Source organism: Paraburkholderia sp. GW821-FHT02A12 (assembly GCF_059422005.1).
The window spans coordinates 1,912,628-1,935,031 of the sequence record NZ_JBWKWA010000002.1 but is presented as its reverse complement, the minus strand read 5'-3'; the positions used below and the strand labels follow the sequence as shown (position 1 = coordinate 1,935,031).

Annotated in this window: 17 protein-coding genes and 3 pseudogenes; 8 read left to right on the top strand and 12 right to left on the bottom strand. The window is 60.9% G+C overall.

The window, feature by feature from the left end; all coding sequences use genetic code 11:
- Positions 1-271: 271 nt before the first annotated feature.
- Positions 272-3,721 (bottom strand): DEAD/DEAH box helicase, encoded by a 3,450-nt coding sequence (locus AC07WT_RS30085; protein WP_494949777.1) that lies wholly within the window; start codon positions 3,719-3,721, stop codon positions 272-274.
- Positions 3,722-3,928: 207 nt separating this feature from the next.
- Between AC07WT_RS30085 and AC07WT_RS30080 the strand changes: the two genes are divergently transcribed.
- The gene (locus AC07WT_RS30080; RefSeq protein ID WP_494949776.1) at positions 3,929-4,078 is read left to right on the top strand and encodes a hypothetical protein; all 150 of its coding nucleotides are present in this window, start codon (positions 3,929-3,931) and stop codon (positions 4,076-4,078) included.
- Here AC07WT_RS30080 and AC07WT_RS30075 read toward each other — a convergent pair.
- From AC07WT_RS30075 to AC07WT_RS30065, 3 genes are all read right to left on the bottom strand, one after another.
- Complete coding sequence (locus tag AC07WT_RS30075) at positions 4,075-4,614, bottom strand: cytochrome b (RefSeq protein ID WP_494949775.1); 540 nt, start codon at positions 4,612-4,614, stop codon at positions 4,075-4,077. The genes AC07WT_RS30080 and AC07WT_RS30075 overlap by 4 nt on opposite strands.
- Entirely contained in the window at positions 4,611-5,711 is a 1,101-nt protein-coding gene (locus AC07WT_RS30070; protein ID WP_494949774.1) for a catalase family peroxidase, read from the bottom strand. Before AC07WT_RS30070 ends, AC07WT_RS30075 begins: the two co-directional genes overlap by 4 nt.
- 115 nt (positions 5,712-5,826) lie before the next feature.
- Positions 5,827-6,099, bottom strand: a complete 273-nt coding sequence (locus AC07WT_RS30065) for a DUF4148 domain-containing protein (RefSeq protein WP_494949773.1) — start codon at positions 6,097-6,099, stop codon at positions 5,827-5,829.
- A 234-nt stretch (positions 6,100-6,333) separates the two neighbouring features.
- Here AC07WT_RS30065 and AC07WT_RS30060 point away from each other — a divergent pair, with 234 nt between their 5' ends.
- From AC07WT_RS30060 to AC07WT_RS30050, 3 genes are all read left to right on the top strand, one after another.
- A complete protein-coding gene (locus AC07WT_RS30060) occupies positions 6,334-7,071 on the top strand; it encodes an anti-sigma factor family protein (protein ID WP_494949772.1) in 738 nt (245 codons plus the stop codon).
- A 205-nt stretch (positions 7,072-7,276) separates the two neighbouring features.
- Positions 7,277-7,795: a sigma-70 family RNA polymerase sigma factor gene (locus AC07WT_RS30055; protein WP_115105270.1), complete on the top strand. Its 519-nt coding sequence runs from the start codon at positions 7,277-7,279 to the stop codon at positions 7,793-7,795.
- Entirely contained in the window at positions 7,792-8,625 is an 834-nt protein-coding gene (locus AC07WT_RS30050; RefSeq protein WP_494949771.1) for an anti-sigma factor family protein, read from the top strand. Before AC07WT_RS30055 ends, AC07WT_RS30050 begins: the two co-directional genes overlap by 4 nt.
- A 41-nt stretch (positions 8,626-8,666) precedes the next feature.
- On the opposite strand, the gene AC07WT_RS30045 is transcribed toward AC07WT_RS30050, so the two are convergent.
- From AC07WT_RS30045 to AC07WT_RS30020, 6 genes and pseudogenes are all read right to left on the bottom strand, one after another.
- Positions 8,667-9,722, bottom strand: a complete 1,056-nt coding sequence (locus tag AC07WT_RS30045; protein ID WP_494949770.1) for a lipase secretion chaperone — start codon at positions 9,720-9,722, stop codon at positions 8,667-8,669.
- A 4-nt stretch (positions 9,723-9,726) separates the two neighbouring features.
- Positions 9,727-9,852 (bottom strand): annotated as a pseudogene (locus AC07WT_RS30040) (triacylglycerol lipase); the annotation flags it as partial.
- Between the two features lie 24 nt (positions 9,853-9,876).
- Positions 9,877-10,119 carry a DUF6429 family protein gene (locus AC07WT_RS30035; protein ID WP_429259590.1) on the bottom strand — a complete coding sequence of 81 codons (243 nt, stop codon included), beginning with the start codon at positions 10,117-10,119 and terminating at the stop codon, positions 9,877-9,879.
- Entirely contained in the window at positions 10,116-11,210 is a 1,095-nt protein-coding gene (locus AC07WT_RS30030; RefSeq protein ID WP_492596519.1) for an IS630 family transposase, read from the bottom strand. Before AC07WT_RS30030 ends, AC07WT_RS30035 begins: the two co-directional genes overlap by 4 nt.
- A 79-nt stretch (positions 11,211-11,289) precedes the next feature.
- Positions 11,290-12,264, bottom strand: a pseudogene (locus AC07WT_RS30025) (triacylglycerol lipase); the annotation flags it as partial.
- Positions 12,265-12,369: 105 nt separating this feature from the next.
- Positions 12,370-13,296 (bottom strand): helix-turn-helix domain-containing protein, encoded by a 927-nt coding sequence (locus AC07WT_RS30020; RefSeq protein ID WP_494949769.1) that lies wholly within the window; start codon positions 13,294-13,296, stop codon positions 12,370-12,372.
- A gap of 208 nt (positions 13,297-13,504) precedes the next feature.
- Between AC07WT_RS30020 and AC07WT_RS30015 the strand changes: the two genes are divergently transcribed.
- The 3 genes and pseudogenes from AC07WT_RS30015 (at position 13,505) to AC07WT_RS30005 (ending at position 15,742) form a co-directional block, all read left to right on the top strand.
- Complete coding sequence (locus tag AC07WT_RS30015) at positions 13,505-14,416, top strand: NmrA family NAD(P)-binding protein (protein WP_494949768.1); 912 nt, start codon at positions 13,505-13,507, stop codon at positions 14,414-14,416.
- A 25-nt stretch (positions 14,417-14,441) separates the two neighbouring features.
- Complete coding sequence (locus tag AC07WT_RS30010) at positions 14,442-14,648, top strand: hypothetical protein (RefSeq protein WP_494949767.1); 207 nt, start codon at positions 14,442-14,444, stop codon at positions 14,646-14,648.
- A gap of 829 nt (positions 14,649-15,477) precedes the next feature.
- Positions 15,478-15,742 (top strand): annotated as a pseudogene (locus AC07WT_RS30005) (DUF1488 family protein).
- A 136-nt stretch (positions 15,743-15,878) separates the two neighbouring features.
- Here AC07WT_RS30005 and AC07WT_RS30000 read toward each other — a convergent pair.
- Together AC07WT_RS30000 and AC07WT_RS29995 are read right to left on the bottom strand one after the other, a co-directional pair.
- The gene (locus tag AC07WT_RS30000; protein ID WP_494949766.1) at positions 15,879-17,060 is read right to left on the bottom strand and encodes a patatin-like phospholipase family protein; all 1,182 of its coding nucleotides are present in this window, start codon (positions 17,058-17,060) and stop codon (positions 15,879-15,881) included.
- Between the two features lie 30 nt (positions 17,061-17,090).
- Positions 17,091-17,999, bottom strand: a complete 909-nt coding sequence (locus tag AC07WT_RS29995; protein WP_494949765.1) for a ComEC/Rec2 family competence protein — start codon at positions 17,997-17,999, stop codon at positions 17,091-17,093.
- A 641-nt stretch (positions 18,000-18,640) separates the two neighbouring features.
- Here AC07WT_RS29995 and AC07WT_RS29990 point away from each other — a divergent pair.
- Positions 18,641-22,252, top strand: coding sequence for an SIR2 family NAD-dependent protein deacylase (locus AC07WT_RS29990; RefSeq protein WP_494949764.1), 3,612 nt, complete (start codon positions 18,641-18,643; stop codon positions 22,250-22,252).
- Positions 22,253-22,404 lie beyond the last annotated feature (152 nt).

The window sequence follows — 22,404 nt, the reverse complement described above, 5'->3', positions numbered from 1 at the left end:
TCCCAAGTTCTCTCTCAGGCTCTTTCCGGCGCTCCTGGATATTCAATTATCGACCGCCAGGGGTCGTACTTCGGTTTGGCTGGTCTCGCCCGCACGGTGAATGGCCCCGTCTGCCTTCTCATGTCATTCCACGTCCCGCATTCGGGAAACGAGAAATTTGACAATTTGCGAGACAGTATAAGAACTGTCTCAAAATAAATCGTTTAAAGATTGTTAGATGGATTTGATAATGCACCGCGGCTGCCCTGGCGTTTAAACCACTCGATCGACGTCATCTCCCCCCTTCAATCTCCGGCATCGGCGCGAACAATGCGTCGAGATCGTCGTCCGAGAACTTGGTGGCGCCGGCAGCGTCTTCGGACAGAATGCTGTCGGCCAGTCCCGCCTTCTGTTCCTGCAACTCGACGATCTTCTCTTCGATGCTGCCCGCCGCAATCAGCTTGTAGACGAACACCGGCTTGTCCTGCCCCAGCCGATGCGCGCGGTCGGTCGCCTGATTCTCGGCGGCGGGATTCCACCAGGGGTCGTAGTGAATCACCGTGTCGGCGGCGGTCAGGTTCAGGCCCACGCCGCCCGCCTTCAGGCTGATCAGGAACAGCGGCACCTCGCCCTGCTGGAACCGCTCGACCGGCGTGCTGCGGTCGGCGGTGTCGCCGGTCAGGATCACATAGGGAATCGCGGCTTCCTCCAGCGCCTCGGCAATCAGCGACAACATGCCGGTGAACTGCGAGAACAGCAGCACGCGCCGTCCTTCCTCGATCAGCTCCGGCAGCATTGACAACAACAGATCGAGCTTGGCCGAACGTGTCAGGCGCGCGCCCTTCTCGACCTGTTTTACCTGCTCACTCTTCTCGCCCGCCTCCCTGTCTGCCTTGATCGCCTTAACGAGGCGCGGATCGCAGCATACCTGGCGCAGTTTCAGCAAGGCATCGAGCACGATGATGTGACTGCGCGCAAGGCCTTGCGCGCTGACCGCCGCGCGCACTCGTTCCCGCATCGCCGTACGCACGGTTTCGTAGAGATCGCGCTGCGCGCCTTCCAGGTCCACCGAGCACACGATGGTGGTCTTCGCGGGCAACTCCTTCGCGACCTCGTCCTTGCGACGGCGCAGCATGAACGGGCGGATGCGCCGCGCCAGCAACGCGCGGCGCACGCCGTCGCCGTTCTTCTCGATCGGATTGCGCCAGCGTTTGGTGAAGTCTTTCTGGCTGCCGAGAAAGCCCGGCAGCAGGAAGTCGAACTGCGACCACAGTTCGCCGAGGTGATTTTCCAGCGGCGTGCCGGTCAGACACAGCCGATGCCGCGCGCGCAACCCGCGAATCGCCTGGGCGGCCTTGGTGGTCGCGTTCTTGACGTATTGCGCCTCGTCGAGAATCAGCAAGTGATAGTCGTGCTCGGCAAGCACCTTCTGGTCGCGCCATAGCAGCGCGTAGGTCGTCAGAATCAGTTCGTGCCCGCCGATCTGCTCGAAGCGCTCCTTGCGCTGCGGGCCGTTCAGCACCAGCACTTTCAGTTCTGGCGCGAAACGGCGCGCTTCCTCGCGCCAGTTGTGCACTAGCGTGGTCGGCACGACGATCAGCGCGGGACGGTCGAGCCGCCCGGCCTCCTTCTCCGCGAGGATGTGCGCCAGCGTCTGCACGGTCTTGCCGAGACCCATGTCGTCGGCCAGCACGCCGGCCAGATCGTGTTCGCGCAGAAACTGCATCCAGTTCAGGCCCTGCTGCTGGTACGCGCGCAATTCCGCTTGCAGCCCGCGCGGCACCGGCGCCTCGCGCAAGCCCGGGCCGGCCTGCAGGCGCTGCGCCAGTTGGCGGATCGAAGCTTCACCCTGAAACTGCCAACGGCCTGTGCTGTTCAACGCTTCCAGCCGGCCGGCATCGACGGCAGGCACACGCAGCGCCGCGCCTTGGGCAAGCGAGCCGCCCAACGCGTCGAACAGGTCGACCAGCACGCGCACCACCGGTTTCAGCCGGTCGGCGCGCAGCCGCAGACGCTTGTTCTCTTCCGTCTTCAGCTCGATCGGCTCGTCGTCGGCGATCGCTTCCAGCGCGCCACCGAGCCAGCGCCGGTCGCGCCGGAACAGGTCGGCCAGAAGCGGCTCGAGCCGCACATTGCGCTCGCCGACCCGGATGCCCATCTCGAGATCGAACCAGCCGTCGCCCGCCTGATGCGCCGTACCGTCGATCGCGTCGATCTCGATGACGTTGTAGCGGAATTCCGGCGCCATGCTGATGCGCCAGCCTTTGCTCACGAGTTCCGGCACGGCGTCGTTGACGAAGGCGGACCACGCGTCGGCGTCCGGCAGACCGAGCATCGTGTCGGGCAATAACCGCGAGGCGTAGACGCGGCTGGTCGGGACCCGTTGCAGGCCGGTCTTGCGCAATTCGAGCAGGCGTTTCTTTTCGACCTCGTAGCGGCGCCGGATATGAATCACGTCGCCGCCCGGCACCGGCACCAGCGTAACGCTGCTGTCCACGTTGATGCTGATGCCGTCGTAGTCGAAGCTGACGCCGGCGAGTTCCACCGCCTCGGACTTGCGCTGACCGGCTTTGCCGCCGGACGGCAGCGAGTGGCTATTGAGCGTCAGCATCGGCACCGGATCGACGTCGATCACGCGAATCGCCGACGCGTCATGCGCGGGCGGCAGCGGCAAATCGGGCGCGATCTCGCGCAGCACCGCGGCAACCAGCGGCGCTTCGGCGAGCGAGATCGGCGGCATGGCGAGGTAATCGGGCAACTGCTGGAACGGCAGCGACAACTCGACGATGCCGGCCTCGTTCGAGACGCCGTCGACATACCAGACCGGCTCGGTGGGCAGCACCATGCTGGCGCGCGGCTCGGTGCACAGCGCGGGGCGCAGCCGCTCGTCCGCAAGCGGCTCCCATTCGATCCGGCCGGGCCGGTCGGCGCCGCGCGACAGCGGTGTCGGCCCCTGATGGCCGGGCCCGGGTTTGAATTCGAAGAACAGACGCCCCGTCGCGATCAGCTTTTGCAACATTTCCGCGCCGCTCGTGCCGCGCAGAATGAACTGGCCGAAGTCTTCACGGGAACGGCCCAGCCACAGGCCGCGCAAGATAGACAGGTCCTCGTCGGAGACGAACTTCGGTTGTTTCAGCAACGCCGCTTCCACATTGCCCCACGGTTCGTCGACTTCGAAGATTGTGCCGTCCGGTTTGCAGCGCGCCTTGTACAGCACGACCTCATGGCGCATGTGGAAGTTGGACCAGTTGAGCAGATACGCCAGCGTCTGGGTACGCGCGGAACTCGCCTTCTGAGCGACAGCAGCGTCGGCCTCGGCGCGCGCACGAAAACGCTCGAGCCAGCTGACCAGTTCGGGGCGCACGCCGGGGGGCGGTTCCGGTTTTTTCCCGGCTCGCGCAGCCTGCGGATGCTCTGGTGGCCAGTGCTCGTCCGTATCGACGTTGGTCACATGGTCCATCTCTTCGTGATACTCGAGCTCCGCGAGCAGCAAGGCGGCAGCATGCTTGCAGTTGGTTCCGACTGGACAGGTGCAGTCCCCATCGGCCCAAATCGAACGCTTCCCATGATAGAAGCGCACCCGCGTGTGATAGGGGCTCCTTTGTGTGCCCTGCACGTCGGCGCTGAGCGTGTCGCCATCCCATCGCAGGTTCGTGACGGCGCCGACCGAGCGGGCTTTGGCCACTGTGTGCTCACCCAGCCAATCCGCAATCTGGTCTCGATCAAAAAAATACGACGACATCAGCGTATTCCATCCCTATATTCAGACCGGCAAGGGCGCGTACGGGCGAAAAGTCAAGGCGGCAAGCGGTGCATCCCGCCTGCCGAGGTGTTTCCGCCACGGCCTCGATTGTCCGTGGTAACCGGCCATTTTACGCGTTGGACGAAGTTGGCTGCGGAGGCGGCGCGAGCCGCCGGACGAACGGCCTAGAGCGGGGATCCGGCGGCGATGGGCTATGTCGACAATCCCGACGGCGTTGCCGATACCGCGTATCTGAACAGCGGGCGATATGCGATCGACGTCGCCGGCGATCTGCTGCCGGCTGCCGTGCATCTGAAGGCGCCTTATGATCAGCGGTCGGCGCGGGTGAAAGGTTAGCGTCCGCCCCGCGCCATACTCGAAAACACGCCGTCGCGGCGGATCAGCCCATGAAACAGCGCCGCGGCGAGATGCAGCAACACCGTCGCGAACAAGGCAAAGGCAAGCCACGTATGCCACGCGCGCAGCACCGCGAAGAGCCTGACGTCGTGCGGCGCGATCGGCGGCAAATGCAGCGGACCGTATAGCGTGACCGGATAGCCTGCCGCCGACAGCATGGCCCAACCGATCAACGGCATCGCCGCCATCAATGCATACAACACGAGATGCGACGCCTTGGCGGCGACACGTTGAGGCGCGGGCATATCGTCGGGCAGCGGCGGGCTGCCGCGTTTGATCCGCACGCTCGCGCGCAACAGCACCAACGCGAGCAGCGCGATGCCCAACGGTTTGTGAATTGCAATCAGCGTGTTATGCGCGTGCGAAACGGTCGCGACCATCCCCACGCCGATGAACAACATCGCGACGATCAGCGGCGCCATCGTCCAATGCAAGAACCGCGCGAGCGGACTGAAATGTGTGTGCGCCGCCGTCATGACCGAGCTCCGTTTGTCTGTGATGTCTGTGATTGATGAATCGCGGGGCGCAGCGCTTCTTCGCGTGTGCGGCGCTGGTATGAAAGCGCGTATGCCGCCGAGCGCGCGGCGAGCAGCGGGTCGTTCGAAGGCTGAATGCCGGCCGGCAAGATAGTCGGATCGAAGTTGACGTCGCGGCATGCGCCATCTTCCTGCGACGTCGTGCGATCGATCACCAGCGTGCCGGCGTCGATATGCCGACGATCGTCAGGCCATTGCAGCGTGGCGTCGTCGGTGGGGTCTCCCGGCTCCGCGACCGTCAGGATCAGATGCCAGCGCAACGGTCCATTTTGCAGGCGTTGATCGAGGTCGGCCTGCAAGAAATTCTTCTCGTCTTTTTGCGCGTCGGTGATCGGCGCATAGGGCGTCTCGGGCACCATCGCCCAGCGCACGGCGCGGCTATTGCCCGCGCTATCGGTAAAACGAAATGCGTTGATGCTGTAGTACGCGGCGTTGGCCAGACTCGATGACGGCGGATGCGCCTTCACCCATGCCTGAAAAGGTCTGGTCTCCGGATTCGCTGCGTAAAACGCTTTCAGTTTCGCCGGATCCGGTTTGCCGGTGGCCGCGTCGGGCTTCGCGGCAAGCAGTTGCTGATAGAACTGCTCAGGCGTATGAACCGCGAAGACGGGCGTCGAATTCATGCCCATGCGCCATTGCTCGCCGTCCTGCAACTGAAACAGCAAAGCCATGCTGCGCACCGGCGAACTGGTGTCGGGTGCGGACGGGTTGCCGCCCGGAACTGCGAAGCGGCCCGTGACCGGCGTGCGGCCACGCGCAAATACGGCCGCGTGCGAGAGCACCGCAGCGTCGCCGTTACTATCGAAATAGCCCGCTACGCACAGTCCCTTTGCATGATTGCGGCGATAGCCCGGATGCGGCTTGCCAGCCACGGCTTCGAACGTATTGATGAAACGCGGCGCGGTAAGACGCGCGGGCGTCAGCCAGCCCGCCGTATAGGCAAAGCCGCCGGCGAGAACCAGCACCACCGCGCCGATCGCGGCGAGGCGGCACGGCACGCAGACAGGTTCAGGGTTGGAAACGGAGGGTTTTGTCACGAAGACTCCTTGGCGTTGGAACAGGTTCACATGCCGGCTAACACGCGATGCATGCGAACTATTCCACTCGATAGCCGGCGCGCGCGTTCGATACGCGCGCCGGCTATCGATACGCTCAATTGACGCTGCCGGCCGGCGCGCTACTGCTTGCAACGCGGCTGGCACCGGCCGCCGCCTGAGCGGCGAGCGCTTCCTTGTGATGCTCGACCTGTTGTGCGAAGACCGGACTCACGTCCGGATACGATGCATCGGTGACGTAGTCAAGACCGTTCTGTTGCGCTTCGATCAATTCCTGGTACACCTGAGCGCGTGTCTTGCCTTGTGCAAAAGCACTCGACGAAGCGGCGAGCACGACGATGGACAACGCGGCAAATGCGATCTTCTTCATGATGAACTCCAGTGAGTTTTGTGCGGGTTTGCATGAGGGAGAACCCCGCGTTTCCAGCTTTTATTCCTGCGTCGATGCGCGAAAAAACATAGCTGGAACGCGGAATAAAACCTCGCGCGAATGGGTTCGCCCGGCATCCGGCTGTGTCGCCAACGGTTCGTCACGCGCATGGAATAAACCGGCGCGTGCAGGTGTTTGCTACTCGAAAGCTGAAATTCGACGCATGCAGGCGCCATGAACCCCATTGACTCCCACCGCGATTCGCCGCTGTCCGAAGCGGACATTCAGGCGTACGCCGACGGCATGCTGACGCCGGAACGCGCCGCCTTTCTGCGGGACTATCTGGGGAAAGATCAGGCGGAAGCGCGCCGCGTGGCGTTCTACGGCAGACTGAATACGCAGATTCAACAGGCCTTTCAAACAACTGACGAACTGGCGACGGACTGCGCAACAGGACGGCGCCATTCATTGCGCGGCTCACTTCGTCGGCTGAGGACAGCGATGCGTCACAGCAAGGCTGTGAAGACGATAGCGGCGTTCGTTCTGGTGCTGGCAACCGCCAGCGGTTGGCTCGCGGCGACCGAGGTATCCGCTCGGGCGCTCGACAACGCCGCCGTGATGGCGCTGGCGGAAACCGCAGCCGTGCAGTTCTCCGCTGCTTCGCCGACGCGAACCAGCGCGTCGGCGCCCGACCTCGCGGCGGTCGGCTTGCGGCTCGTCGACGAAAGGTCTCTCGCGCTCGGGCCGCTCCAGCGAGCCACCGAATTCGTCTATCTGAATGCGGACAACCGGCCCGTGGTGTTGATGTCCGCCCTGGCGCCGCTGGCGCCGTCGCGGCCGCAATGGGCCGCGCGCCGGATCGGCGATATCCGCCTGCTGACCTGGACGGCGCAATGGCAACGCTTCGTGGTTGCCGGCGACGCCCGCACGCACGGCCTGATGCGGGCCGCCGATGCACTGACGATGCAATGACGATGTGCTGACGATGAGCCAACTATTCGTCGCCGATGCACTGACGATGCGGTAACGATCCGATGCCCCACGACGCTCGACGGCCACATCATCGGCAAGGGAATAAAATGCGCCCACGCGTGTTCGCACCTGAAATGCGCGTGGTGGCCCAAGCGATGACCGCCCACTCGGCGCCCTACGAGAAGCCCCAGGATTGGGATGAAAAATGGATGTCCGTGACGAGTTGATGGAGCATGTGCCGCGTTTGCGGCGCTATGCGCGAGCGCTGATCAACAACCGGGATCTGGCCGACGATCTGGTGCAGGACACGCTCGAACGCGCGCTTGGCCGCACCGGCATGTTCCAGCAAGGCACCGACCTGCGCGCGTGGCTGTTCACGATCATGCATAACGTGTTCGCCAATCAGGCACGCAAGGCTTCAGTGCGCGCCGTGCACGTCCCGGTCGACGACGACAGCGTGCACGAAAGCGAATTCGCCGTGCCGTCCGATCAGACCCGTTCACTGGAAATGCGCGACCTCGACTATGCGTTGCAGCGCCTGCCCGTGGAGCAGCGCGAAGTGGTGCTGCTGGTCGGCCTCGAAGAAATGAGCTACGCCGACGTGGCGCTCGCGCTTAACATTCCGATCGGCACGGTGATGTCGCGGCTTTCGCGCGGTCGCGAGCGGCTTCGGGCATTGATGGCGGGCACGCAGCCCGGTGCGAAATTACAGGTGGTGCGATGAGCGACCAACACTTGCCGATCGGCGAAGAGGACCTTCACGCGTACGTGGACGGCACGCTGTCCGACGAGCGCCGTGTCGCGGTGGAGCGCGCGCTTGAACACAGCCCCGAATTGGCCGCGCGCGTCAGCGATTATTTCTCGCTGAATAGCATGTTCCACGAGCGCTATGACCGCGTGCTGAGCGAACCCGTGCCCAAGCGCCTGCAAGCGCGTGCGGCCGGTCGGCGCCGCTGGCGCATCGCCGCCAACTGGCCGCAGTTCGCCGGTATGGCCGCGGCGTTGGTGCTGGGGATCGGCATCGGCGTGGGCACGCATATGGGGCAGAACGTCATCGCGCCGCTCGCGAGCCGCTCGGGCTCGGACACGCACGCAGTCAGTACGGACGGCTCCGAAGGATTCGCGCGGCAAGCTGCGGTAGCGCATGTGGTTTATATGCCCGCCATCGACCGGCCCGCCGATATCGACGCGGATCACGACCAGGAGTTCGTGCATTGGCTGTCCAACCGGCTCGGCACGAACGTGCATCCGCCGATTCTGTCGAAGAGCGGTTTCAACCTGTCGGGCGGCCGCCTGCTGCCCGGCGCCGACGGACCGACCGCGCAGTTCATGTATCGCGGCCCGAACGGCGAACGCGTGACACTGTGCATTTCGCGCCGTCAGGCAAATGCGAACACCACCGCGTTCAAGCTCTATCAGGACGGACCGGTGAACGTGTTCTACTGGGTGGACGGCGACTTCGGTTATGCGGTGTCAGGCGGTATCGACCGGAAGGTGCTGCTGCAACTGTCGCATGATGTGTATTCGCAATTGACCGGCTCAGCGCCGGGCTGATTCGCCGCTTTCGCCACCTTCGCCGTCTCCGTCGTGTCGGCTCAGCTTCCCGAACCGCGATCGAGCGACGCCGCCCGCATGGCGTCGCTCGGGTTCGCGAAGAACTGCTGGCGCAATTGCGCGATCTGCGCCTCGCGCTGCTGCGGCGGCAAATCCTGTTTGTCGATCTGAGCACGCTGGGTTGCGTAGTCGGCGTAACGGGCTTGCCAGGCGTTGTCGGCTTGCTGGATCTGCACGACGCGCTCCGCCGCCTCAGAGCCGAGTGTTTGCGTGATCTGCGCGCGCAGCGCTTCTGGCGAGGCGCCCTGCTTTTGCGCCTGCATTTGTGCGCGGCTGATTGCGTCGATCGATGCCTGCTGCTGTTGTGCCCGTTCACGCGCCATGCGTATTTCCGGCGGCAATGCCGCGTCGAGCGCGGCAAGACGCGCGGTTTTCTGCGCGTCGCTCAATGAGGTATCTGACGCAATGCGCAGGCGCGCCAGATCCGTGTGTTGGCGCTGCGATTCCCTGCCGAAAAATGCTTCGTTCCAGTCGCCCATTAACCGCGTACCCAATGCATCGCGCTGATCGAGTGCGAGTTGCAGCGCGTCCAGATCCATCTTTGCGCCGCTTTGCGTCGGCGCTTGCGGCAACTGCGCGAGTGCGCTGCGATAGGCGTTGTAGCGCTGCCAGACGGCCAATGCTTCGTCGGCGGCCGGCGTGCCGTCGAGTTGTGCGGTGATCTGACGGCGCACCAATGCGTCGAGCGTGGCGGCCGAAACCTCGTTTTGCGTCGTCAGAAAGTAGTCGAAGAAATCGCGGACCGCCCGCGTGTGCGCCAGATGACCTCGGCCGTCGGTCGGCAGATGCGGTGGCGCTGAGCCGTCGAGCGAAGCCGGTAAAGCGCCCGGAGTTTGCAAGCGCGCGGCTGGGTCCGGGTTCGATGCGAGCAGCGGTTGTGCGGTACTCGCCGCGTTAGCCGAATGCGCGGCAGACACATCGCGCGCGGACGGCGCGCCGTTCAACCACAATGCGGCGCCCGCTGACAGAGCGCCCACCGCCGAAAACACCAGCCACTGACTGCGTGCACTGCCCCGCTGCCCGTCGAACCGGCGCATCCGCTCAGACGCCTTGCGTCTTCAACCGGTTCGCCTGCGTGCGGATCACCGCGACCGGGTCCGCCGCATTCGCACCACGTACGCCGAGCAACTGATTGATCTCGTCGAGATGGTTCCACTTGTAGCTAGTGTCCTGAGTTAGAAGTTCGTTGAATCAATCTTCCGCTCTATCCGAAATGACGAAATGCTGATTAAAAAGCCGCTCGGACTCGCGCAACCCTTCTTCGGTAAAGATCACGGATTTCGTCTTGTTGACCGGATCATCAATGAAGCCGCGTTCGTAGAGCCGATTTAGCACATCCCAGTCGAAACCCTTCCATGCGCGGTATCGATCATGCAGGGTCAGGTAGAGGAGTGCCAGGGCGACTTCATCAATTGCATCGGTATTGATTTTCATGGTGCTACTCCCGCGGCCTTACGAACCCGCACACAAAACCGTTCGAGGCTGGCCAGGATCTCGTCAGCCGACTTGCTCCAGGCAAACGGCTGGGGATTAGCGTTATAGGTGTCCAGGTAATGACGAATCGCGTCTTCGAGCTGACGTGTCGATCGATGCGTGCCGCGTCGAAGGTATTTTTCAGTGAGCGTGGCGAACCAGCGTTCGACCTGATTAAGCCAGGACGCCGAAGTGGGCGTGAAGTGAACATGGAAGCGAGGATGGCGAGCGAACCAGGCTTTGATCGAGGGTGTTTTGTGCGTCCCATAGTTGTCCATCACCAGATGCACATCCAGACCGGATGGCACGCTGGCTTCGATGGTACGCAGAAAGCGCAGGAATTCGCTGCTGCGATGGCGCCGATGTACCTCCCCGATCACTTCACCAGTAGCAATGTCCAGCGCAGCGAACAGCGTGGTCGTGCCGTGGCGCATGTAATCATGCGTGCGTCGCTCAGCGATGCCGGGTGCCAGTGGCAATATGGGTTGCGTGCGGTCCAGCGCCTGAATCTGGCTCTTCTCGTCCACGCACAGCACCATGGCCTTGAGCGGCGGATCCAGATAAAGCCCGACGATATCTCGCACCTTGTCGACGAACATCGGATCGCTGGAGAGCTTGAACGTTTCCTGCCGATGCGGTTGCAAACCAAAAGCACGCCAGATTCGCGTGACTGCGGTCTGCGACAATTTCATCTCATGAGCCATCGTGCGCGTGCTCCAGTGAGTAGCTCCGACAGGAACGGACTCGAGCGTCTTCGCAATGACAGCATCGACGCGCGCGTCATCGATCGTTCTCGGCGCGCCGGGCCGAGGCGCATCAAGCAGTCCGTCCAGACGGTGGATCACGAACCGCGCCCGCCACTTCGAAACCGTTTGCTGAGTGACCCGCTGTTTCGCCGCAACTGTCTTGTTATCCATACCATCGGCACAAGCCAGTACGATGCGCGCCCGCAATGCCAGGGCCTGTGCCGTCTTGCGTCGCATCGTCAGCGCTTGCAGTTGTTCGCGTTCCGATTCGCTCAGCACGAGTTCTCCTTTGGGCCGTCCGCTCATCGTTACCTCCCGTATCAAGTGCCACACAAGACACTTTAGTACGGGATTGACATCTTTCAATGAATTTCTAACTCAGGACACTAGTGCCGAGCACCTTGCCGTAGAGCGCGCTGCACACGGAGACCAGGCCGTCGTTCTGCCCCGACTGGCGGCTCACCATGACGGCGCCGGTGCCGTACAGCACGAGCGTCGACGCATCGAGGAGACTGGCCGCATCGATCGGCGCGACGCTCGTATCGGTGGCGCCGGTGATGCCGAGCAGCGAGGTCGGCTGAATGGCGCTGCCCGCCCACGAGTACAAAAGATGCGTGTTGCCGTTGACGGTCTCGGTTGCCGCGCCCGTTTGACACGAGCCCGGCGCGCCGAGCCCCGCGCTCGGATAGCGCGTGTTGTAGGCCGCGGCGTTCGCCGTGGTCAGCGTTTGGAGCGCAGCCACCGCGTCCTGATTCGTGTTGTTCGTGCTACTCGTCAGGATGCCGAATATATTTGCGAATGCACCGATGATCGGCGTCGACAAACCGGTCGGGTCTTTTTGCAACGCGTCCTGCGCGAAGTCGGCGAACTCCGAGCCGCGATGCGGCGTGCCGATGGTCGTCACCGATGCGACCAGTTCAGGCGCCACCGCAGCGACGTAGCGCGACGTCAGGCCGCCCTGACTGTGGCCGATCAGATTCACTTTCTGCGCACCGGTTGCCGCGAGCACCTGCTTCACGTAAGCGAGCAGTTGTTCGCCACGGCCGTTGGGACCGTCGTCGCTCTGGAAGCCTGACAGGTTTGCCACATACACCGTCGCGCCATGCTGCTGAAGATCCGACTGAATGCCGTACCAGTAGTCGAGCACGCCGAGGTATTTGTCGGTGCCAGTGAGGCCATGCACGAGGATGATCGGATAACGGGTTGCCGCGTAATCGTTGGCACTGATGCTCGACGTGACGGCGACCGCGCGATCGATGCCGGCTGGCGTCGCGAGTGTCAGAAGAACGGCGAGCGGGGCATTGGCGATAGCAGCGGCGATTGCCCAGGCGACGATGCGAGAACCCTTCGATTTCGACATGTAACGGCCTCCGGTTGCGAAGTCCGCGTATTTAGCTATGGAAATCGGTTGAGGGCAATAGAGCGGGAACTCCAGATTGCTGATGCTGCACTGCAGGTTGAAGGCTTATCGGGGTGTCGTGATGCGGCGGGCATTCAGCGAATTCAGATCGATGATGCTGCTTGCATCCGGACTGGATTTGACGAGCTCGCGCGGCGTCACCCCCAACAACCGATTCATCCAATGCGCCATATGGCTCTGGTGTGCGAAACCCGTATCGAGCGCGATCTGACTCGCGCTCAGCTTGCCTTCCAGCAAGAGCGTTTTCGCACGTTCGACGCGCCGCTGCACCACGTACTGATGCACCGGCATGCCGAGCGTTTCGCGAAACAGCACCTTGAAATGCGGCACGCTCAACTCCGCATGCGCAGCCAGTTCGGTGAGCGTAAGACGCTGATCCAGATGCGCTTCGATAAAGTCGATCACGCGTGCAGCCGTCTTCGGCGCGAGCGTGCGGCGCTTGTTGTCGAGCATCGGCGCGCCGCCGATCAGCCGCACGATCATCGCCGTGCACAAGCTTTCTGCGTAGAGCGGATCGGACGCATCGTCGGCTTCGAGTTCGGCGCGCAACGCCCATGCCAGATGCTGAAAGCGCGGGTCGCGCATCTGAAACTGCGGACGAAGGCCAGTTTCACTCGACATCAGTTCCAGTTGCTCGACGGTCCTGCGCGCGAAGTCTTCGGCGATCCACACGCTGAAAATCGTGCACGCGGATTCATCGGTCCACTGCCCGTCGAGCCCCGCGGGAATCACATCGGCATCGCCATGCGCCTGAATCCGCGAATAGCGGCGTTCGTTGCACATGCAACGCGCTCTCACCGGCGCGCCAACGTGCACGCCCACACGATGATGCTTGAGCGCAGGAATCCGGTGCAGACCGGCGGCGACGCTAACCAGTTCCGCGCCAAAGCCCCGCCAGCCGAGCGCTTGGCTGGAACGCAAGGCGAGGCGGGAACCGCTGTGCGGTTGCGGTAGGGGTGTCACGGCATTCATGGCGTTCCCTCGTAGATGACGGCCAATGTAGCTGCATTGTGCGGTGTTTTGCGCCGTTTCGCCTGGCTTGCTCCGACGCCTGATCTTCCGCGCCGCGGCGCCACAAAAAACCAATCATCCGAATCTGCGCATCACGATCCTTGCCCGCGCGTCTCCCCACTCGCGCGCCCCTATGATGACAGCACACCAATCCGACAAGGAGCCCACCGTGTTTGTGATTTTTGGAGCAGCAGGCAATGTAGGTCGAGTGAGCGCCGCGGCGTTGCGCCGGGCGGGCCGCAAGGTACGCGCGGTAGTGCGCAGCGAGCGGCAAGGCGAACTGCTCGCGGACATCGGCTGTGAGATAGCCCTGGCCGACCTGCTCGATCCGCGTTCGGTTGCGCGGGCTATCGAGGGCGCGTATGCCGTGCAGATGCTTTGTCCCGTGCCGCATACGGACCCCGATCCGGTCGCCACGATGCGCCGCATGATCGACGTGGGCGCCGGCGCATTGCGCGAGAACCCGCCGCAACGCGTGCTCGCACTGTCCGACTATGGCGCGGAGCACGCCGACGGCACCGGTATCACGACCTTGTTCCACTACCTCGAGACGCAACTTGCGCCCGCCGCCACTCAGCTGATCTTTTTACGCGCCGCCGAACATATGCAGAACTGGGCTCGCGTGCTGCCGATCGCGCTCGCCAAAGGTGTGCTGCCGAGCCTGCATCATCCGTTGAGCAAGCTGTTTCCGACGGTTGCCGCACAGGACGTCGGACTGCTCGCCGCCGAGTTGCTGCTCGACGACCGCCCGGCCAGGGTATCGCCACGCGTGGTCAGCATCGAAGCTGAGGAGCGCTTCAGTGCATTCGACGTTGCGCACACATTCGGCGCACTGGCTCACCGTGAAATCGTCGCACACGACATGCCGCGCGGCGAATGGGCCGCCATGCTCCAGGGCGCCGGACTCGGGGCGAACTACGCGCGCCTGATCACCGATCTGTACGACGCGCACAACGCCGGCCGCATCGACGTCGAAGCGGAAATCAGCGAACGGCGCTTCGGCGCCACGGCTCTCGCGGACGTGTTCGCTTCGATCCTGTCACGCGTGGCGGCAGTCCCCGCGGCTGCGGCGGCACGCTGAATGCGCACGTCATAGGAGAAACGGCATGTACACCTGCCCTCTGCTGCGCGTATCGAAGGCATCGCGGAATGTGGCGGCAAAACGAAGCTTCGCCACGCGCACAAACATCAGCATCCCTCGCTACGGGCTAGCGATGCTGCTGGCAAGTCTCGCGGGACTGATCGGCTGGCGTGCGCTTCGGAATGTACTCAACGCGATCCCCGACAGCAACGACGACTTTGGTTTGTTTTAAGCTGTCGTGTCGTGACGCGAACTGAATTGAAGCGCGCCGTTATACCGTCGAAATCGACGCCGCAACGCCGGTCGCCGCTTGCAAGCGGCGACCGGCGCGCTTCACCTTTAATTCACCTTTAACGCAGTTACTCGTTCTCGTCGAAGTATTGACGCGACCTTGTCCGACGGGCTCTCGCGCACAAACCTACGCCAAAGCCTACGCCGAATGATCTCGCAATTTCTTGGCCTATTGTTGTCGCATTTTAGCAACAGATGAAGGAAATCCTTGACCGCAACAGCATCACCGGGCCATCAGACGCTGTGTAGAGTGCGTTCGGACGAAATTCCCAATGAAAGGCTCGTATGCGACATGAGAGGGGCTATCGCCGCCAAACAGACGGAGCCTAGGAGGCTGCGCGGCAGACGAGTTTTGAGCTGACAGCGGGGACGCCACAGCGTCCGGCATCGCGACCGCTTTCGGTTTGGCGCGCCGACCTACCAAAGAATGGCTTGGTCGACGACGAAATTGCGTGCCCTTCAGGCAGCCAATCTTGCAGCGCATGGGGCAGCAGGAACTGCTGTTGTGGATCGTAGGGAAGATAGCTCGTCGTCATCTGCCTACAACGTTTACAACAGGCAATCCTTGGACGGCCAACGGGCATTGTCGGGGAACCACCGGGCCCGCCAAAGAAGCTTCGTGGGAGGCAAATCAATGAAGACTCCCAGTGCTCCTGCCATGCCCGGCGTCATCTCGGCGGTGCCGACGCGCGCGACACCCTGTGCAAGTTCGATGAGGAGCCGGGATCAGGCTGTCTGGCAGATGGGCGACTCGATAGGCTTCAGCGAGAATGACCTCAGCGCATCGCGCGCGTGACACCAACCACGCAGGCGTGGCCTTTTGGCTGACGCACCAAAATGGCCTCGCCGAATGCGTCATCACCATTGCGGCACTGGAAGCGTATTTCTGGCTAGCGCCGGATGCCACGGACGCCCAGATCCTTAAGACTTTCTTTAGCGGCTACGGCCGCATCCGCGCGACCGACGAGCGCAAAGCTGCGCGCACGCAGCGCAGCCCGGCTCGAACTGAATCCAAGCGATTTCGCACGGACTTGAAACCGACGATGCGTTCCGGCGAGCGCACGTCGCCAGAACTGCTTTGGGTAGCGCCCAATGCTCGCGCATCATACCGCTTCGCGACACGCTCGACCGCTGCCCTTTCGAGGAGCCCCTCGCACCGACCATCTGCAACCTACTTCTTTAGATTTGCGAGCAGGCCATACTGGCGTTCGATGTCCCCCGCGACAGCGTATCCATGGCCGGCAATCGCATCAAAAACGTCAACCTTCATCCGGGAGAGATTCGTCGGGAAATCGCGTACGAACGTAGCATTTGCCTGGTCTCGGCCGTGAATCTTCGTCCCGATGTAGGTATAGGCGCCAGCACTGCCAGATCCCTCGAGGTAGCTAACAAATGAACGCACCCGTAACGTCCGCGATTGCTCCGACATGATATCGGCGAGGCGCTTCGCCCGAAACAAGCTGAAGAAGGGTGCGCGCCCGTCGGCAAGTGGAGCGCCTGCATCCGAAACGTAGATGACGGTCCCAGCAATTTTTGGCTGCTGTTTGCCAACATCGAAATACGGCTCTAGTCCCAGATTGTCGTAGACGCCACCGTCATAAAGGTGCAGGTTCTTGTAGGGCAACGTCACCGGTTCCGCTGGCTTACCGGCATCCCATTCCTTTCGGCGCATCCATGAGAATGCTCCGGTCTTGATGGAGAGCGGCCCGATCAGTCCCGGAAAGGCCGCCGATACGGCCATCGCACTCGATAGCGCGAACTCGCCGCCGGGAGCGTAGCCGGACTTCCAGTCCCCCATCGAGTCTCGCTTAAACCGGAACCGTCGCCCGGTCTCAGCGGTCGTCCCGTTGATCGACCATTCCGGACGCGTTGGCAGGTCTTTGAGGCAATGCGTAACGCCCCAGCCCCGTAGCGATTTCGCGTTCAGATTCGCCCGGGACAACACATAGCGCCAGTTTTGTGGAAGCAACAGTTTGCATATCGCGTCGAAGGCGAGGCTACGTCGGCTCATCTGAGTACGCAGCGGTTCGTACACCTGCTCAACGAAGCCTGCGGACGATGGCCAGTTCATGTTGCACTGGTTAAAGATAAGTCCCATCAGCAGGCTGCCGCCGGATACAGTCGAGACCCGCGAAACGCGCTCCAACATACCCTGCTCTGCCAGGTACCGCAGTACACCGAGATGGAATGCCATCGCACGAGCCCCTCCGCCTGACAGCGCCAGCGCGATTTCGAGCTGACCGATTTCAGGGGCCTCGATACCTTGTGACGCCGTACCCTTTGCGAGCGCGGCCTCATTGTTGACTGTCGCCCGAAACGAAGTCAGTTCCGGCGCAATACGATCGCTATCCATATGATGTCCTCGGCGAGCGCTCTACCTGACTTAAGCGTCGAGCGTGTATTCCACTTCTACTTCGAGGGTGCCGATATAGTTGGGAAACGTGGTCCTCGATTCGTTATTGAGCTTGCTCGGCCCGACGTATGTCGAATTGGAAACGTAAAAGTGCACCTTACCTTCGACGCACTCCATGATGATGTCGCCGGCACGGTTCTGGGTGATTTTCTGATAGCCCGTGTAATAGTTCAAATGCCGCGAGGGAGCCTCGCCGATCACGATGATCTGCGGATCCAATTTCTCAAGCCACGAGTCAGGAATTTTTCCTGACTCTCGACCGTGATGTGAAGCGAAAACGATTGTGGTTTTCTCGAGCTTGATGTGATCCTCGATCTTTTCCATGAACTCCGTTTCGAGGTCACCCAACCACATCACACTTGCTCCGCTCTCAAGCTTGTATCGAATGACGGCCGACGTATTGTTATATGAGTCACCCACTTCGCAGTCTGCCAGCGCCTCCTTAAAATCGGCGTTATTGGTATCCGGCCACAGGACGCTGATGCCCGACGTGTCGCGCGTATCGTCGCCAAGATTCATCCACTTTCGCTTACAGCCTTTGTGGATATAGAACGCCTTGTCCGCGTCGTCTCGAAGCTCGCAATAGCGCGTGAACGAGTCCGTGTCCGTATCCTTGACGGCTTGATTCTTGACGACGTAGAAATTCCGGATGGGCATTTCATCATCGAGCAGTTCGATTCCCCCAAAGTGATCCTGGTCCGGGTGGGTACAGATGAAGCGAGTGATGCTCTTGCTGGCCGACTCTTTTTTCAGCTCGGCGACGATTGCGTCCTTGTTCTCATCAGTGAGATTGCAGTCGATAATCGTGAAGTTATCGCTGTTGTGCTTGATGTAGAACATGTCGCCGTTTCCCACGGAGAAACTCTTGACGATAGACATGCGCAGCTCCGGTGTCAGGTGCGAGCCCTTGTTATCAACGGACGCACGCATTCGGGTGAATTCGGCGCGAACGGGTTCTGCGCCGCCAAGTCATGTTGGTTCGGTTATCCGCTACCTGCCGGAAGCGCTCTGAATTTAGTGCCACATCAAGCAGCGTCGACTTTTGGAAGGCTTTAAGCCGACTTTCCGTTAGCCTCTCATGCCGGGAGTGCTAGCACTATATGTGGTGCCATACTGGCGGTCAATACACTATATGTGGAAATTTTGCAACTTCAGTGGAGCCGGGATCGGAAATTGCTTTTGCGTTTCTTGCCCGGCCGTGCCACGCGCAATTCCGCGCCGTCGGGCAAGGTCGCAGCCGAATACGGATTAGTCCAGTCAGCTGTTCGCTTGCGACCGACATGCCGCCACTGCGACAACTACGAATTCGTGATCTATCCGATGATCCCGTCGGCGAAGCTATGCCTGAAACGGCCGATTGAAGGGGTGCGCCTATCCATCGCGAAACCAGCAGGCCCCCTAGTGCACTCTAAAATCTCAAGCCCCTTCGAGCCCATCGACCTCGTGCGACCGTCATCTCAACGACCGGCCAGTAACCATGCGGGCAAGCAACTCGGTGCGACAAGCACCACCAATACCGGGTGTACGATACCCAAGACGATCCGAATGTCATCAAACATCCCAAGATGAATAACGAAGAAAACAATTCAATCGAAGACCTGCCGGATTACGCCGCCTTGAAGAAGTTCGCGTCGGCACTGTGGCAACTTGACAATGCATTCCACGGCGCGGCCGTTATGGTTGGCGCTGGCTTCAGCCGGGGCGCCGCGACGACAGGAGATGCTGACAAGAAACTCTCGCTCTGGGGCGACTTTTCGAGACTTCTGGCCGGCGAACTCAAAGAGAGCGCCGCCATGGATCCCCTCCGTCTCGCGGAAGTGTATTCCGCCTACTTCGGAAAGCAGAACCTGCACGACCTCATCACGAAGGAAATCAACGACCTTGGGTGGACGCCAGGCCCACTCTACAAGTCCCTTCTTGAGCTGCCGTGGTCCGAGGTATTGACGACCAACTGGGACACATTGCTTGAACGCGCGGCGCAAGACGTACATACACAGGTCTACAATGTCGTTCGTCGTCAGGAGGAACTTTCGAGTGCGCGCTCACCCCGGATAGTGAAACTGCATGGCACGGTCAACATCACCGACGAGCTGGTGTTCACGCAAGAGGACTACCGGAGATACCCCGAGCAATATGCAACCTTCGTCAACTTCGCGCGTCAGGTGTTTGTCGAAAACGAGTTGTGCCTGCTCGGATTCTCGGGTGATGACCCAAATTTTCTGCAATGGGCAGGATGGGTACGCGACCGGCTGACAACACATGTACGTCGCATATACCTTGCAGGACCGCTGAGGCTTACTTCAGCAAAGCGCAAATATCTGGAGTCCATCAACATTGCGCCCATCGACCTTGCCGAGCTCGTTGATGATTATGACGACCGGGATATCCAGCACGTCAAGGCAACTGAATTGTTTCTGGACGCATTGAAGCGGCTCGAACCGAAGTCCGCCTCGGAATGGGAGCCAATCAATTTTCATCGGACGGGGACGTCTGCGGAGGACGCGTCACGTGCCATTCGCGACGCCGAGTACGGCGCCTCTTTGCTAAAACAGCAGCTTCCCACACTTGAGGCAGATCGAAAGTCCTATCCCGGATGGCTGGTATGCCCCTCATCTGTGCGTTTCCAGATTGGGGCGCAAATCAGTGATCCTTTTCCGAACGTACACAACATCGCGAAGCTCGAGCCGGACGACAGGGCGAGGCTCCTGTATGAAATCGCATGGCGTCGCAGTGTGACATTCGAGGTCACCTTGCCTTGGATCGCAAAAGAACTGCTCAAGGCATGTGATCCAGCCGAACCAAACGGGCTGACAATAAGGCAGCAGATGGAGATTGCCCTCAAGCTGCTTAAAGATACGCGGTGGTTTGACAGCGAAGAATCAACAGCGATAGAAGAAAAGACCACCGCCATATTGCAGGCCAACGCGCGACACTGGCCCGCGATCACATCAGAGCTCAGCTTCCATCGCGCAATCGCCGCCCGCGATCGCCTTGACTACGCCTCAGTCGAAAAATTTGCTGACGATATTGTTGCTACAGACCCCGTATGGAAAATGCGGAAAGCTTCACTCCTGGCCGATGTCAATCGCTTCGAGGAAGGGGAGCAGCTGCTCGCTGAAGCGTATAGCGAATTACTGTCTCAGCACAGAAACGACAGAAACTCCATCCACGTATTCTCGCGGCTGGCATGGGCTCATTGGCTCCTTCGCGGAACTCAGATGTCAAAGGGCAGCGTCCCTTTCGAGCGCTTCCCATCGATTTACAACGATGCAAGGTGTAGTCCGGCAGACGTCGTTGATGACATAAAGGAACGAATCGCCAAAGAGCTTGATGAGCAGAACGAGAGAAACCAGATAGACGCGGCATTCGAGCCCGGCATGTTCAAGGAGAATTCGGGCGTCGTTACGATCAACCGGGACCTTCACCCCCTGCTTTTGCTTGAAGGCGTGTCGCTTAGCGCCGGCATGCCACTGCGGTGGAATGGCGTCGGATTTCTGGCTGCCCCCGCGTCCACGATGACGCGCCTTGACGACCTCGAAGATATTTACAAAATCCCGCTTTCGATCCGCGCTGCGAACAGCGATACGTCGGATTCGCTGAAGAGAACCTTCTCTCGTATCCGAATGGCCTGCATCCCCTCGAAAGAAGCAGAGCAGCTCCGACGTCAGTGCATACAGGCTGTTCGATATTGGGTTAGCAAGGTAACGAAGCGAGGTGGGTCAAGCTCTATCTCGCGCTTGCGGGTGCTTGCAGAAGTTCTGGCACGCGTATCAATACGGGCGACGCCCACCGACGCCATGGACATATTCCGGCTAGCCATGGAGCTCGGCAAAACAAAAGAACTGCGCCACCATTGGCTATTCGACGTACTGGAGCATCTGGTTGAATATACCCTGGGCAGCGTTCCTGCTGAACGACACCGGGACCTGCTGCTGGACGCCCTACTTTTCCCGCTTCACGCCGAGATCGATGGCCCGTCATTCAAGGAATGGCCCAATCCTGTCGTCTCCTTTCCCGGGAAAAGAACCCCCAACGCGGCGCTTGACAGGCGAATTGATGAAGTCATCGAGCGTATTACCCCCTGCTCCGTGACAAGCCGCCCCGCGTTAGAGCGACTCCTGCCTCTGGTCGAGCACAATTTTCTTTCGGAAGCAGAGTTACAGAAAATTGCCGGTTCAATCTGGCCAGGTGGCGCGGAAGCTGAGGCCCTACCGACGACCGGCCTTTCTCTATATGTCTTGCTAAAGTTGCCGTCACCGAACCCGGACGTTACCGGGGCACGCATCAGACAGGCTCTCTTCGGACTTACCGACGATAGATTGTTTGAGCCTGCGCTGCTTGCAGCAATTGCAAATGCGGCAATCGACAAAGCCGTACGAGAACGTCCCACTGCAAAGCAGGCAATGGCGTATTTCGACAAGCTCGTTCAGTGGCGCCCCGAACCCGTAACCAGCGACGAGATGGGGCTCGCCAGCCGTGACAGGAAACAGCGCGGCGTTCTCATTGGCCAGGTGCTATCGCGTTCCATCGTACCGGCTCTCGACAGCAACGCCCTGAGCGAGGAGCGCTTCGAACGCCTTTACTCATTCTACTCAGAGGTCGGAGCATTTTCGGCCCTGATCGGGCTTACATACTTTTATCAATGCGCGGCGAATCTGAAAGAGAAAATCGAGGCCGAAATCCGGCACGGACTTCACGACCGCGAAGCCAATGTTGTCGCCTACGCCTCACATGCTCTTCTGACGTGGCGAGAAATTGCCGGACTAGACAGCTGCACGAATCTGATTCGCCATATGATCTACGTGCTCGCCTCCGGCAGGTCCGCCGGTTTGGCCGCACTACTGTGGACCGCGCGACAGATGCACAACAACGGTTGGCTCGACACGCAAGAGATAGCGGTTTTGACTGACAGCATCCCTGTGCTGTTTGAGGAGAGGGACTATGCCGGCATACAGTATGGGAGCCGCGAAGCGGTTAGCGCATCGTCCGTTCGCGCCGCGTGTGTCCGACTGGCGCGGGATATCTTAAAGCGAAGCGAGAAGCCCGACGACGGCCTGCTCGAAATTCTGGGATCCGCGCGAGACGATCCTCTGCCCGAGGTGCGGTTCGCGGAGTCTAACGACGACGATTGACAGAACACGTAAGCCCGGGAGGCACAGTAGCACGAGCAACGTCAAATTCTGGCGTGATTTCGGGTCAGTCGGTCATGCTGTTGTTCGCGCAGTGTCCGGCTCGATAAGCGGCGAAACCCGTATAGTTCGGCGCAACAGACGATGTGCATGGG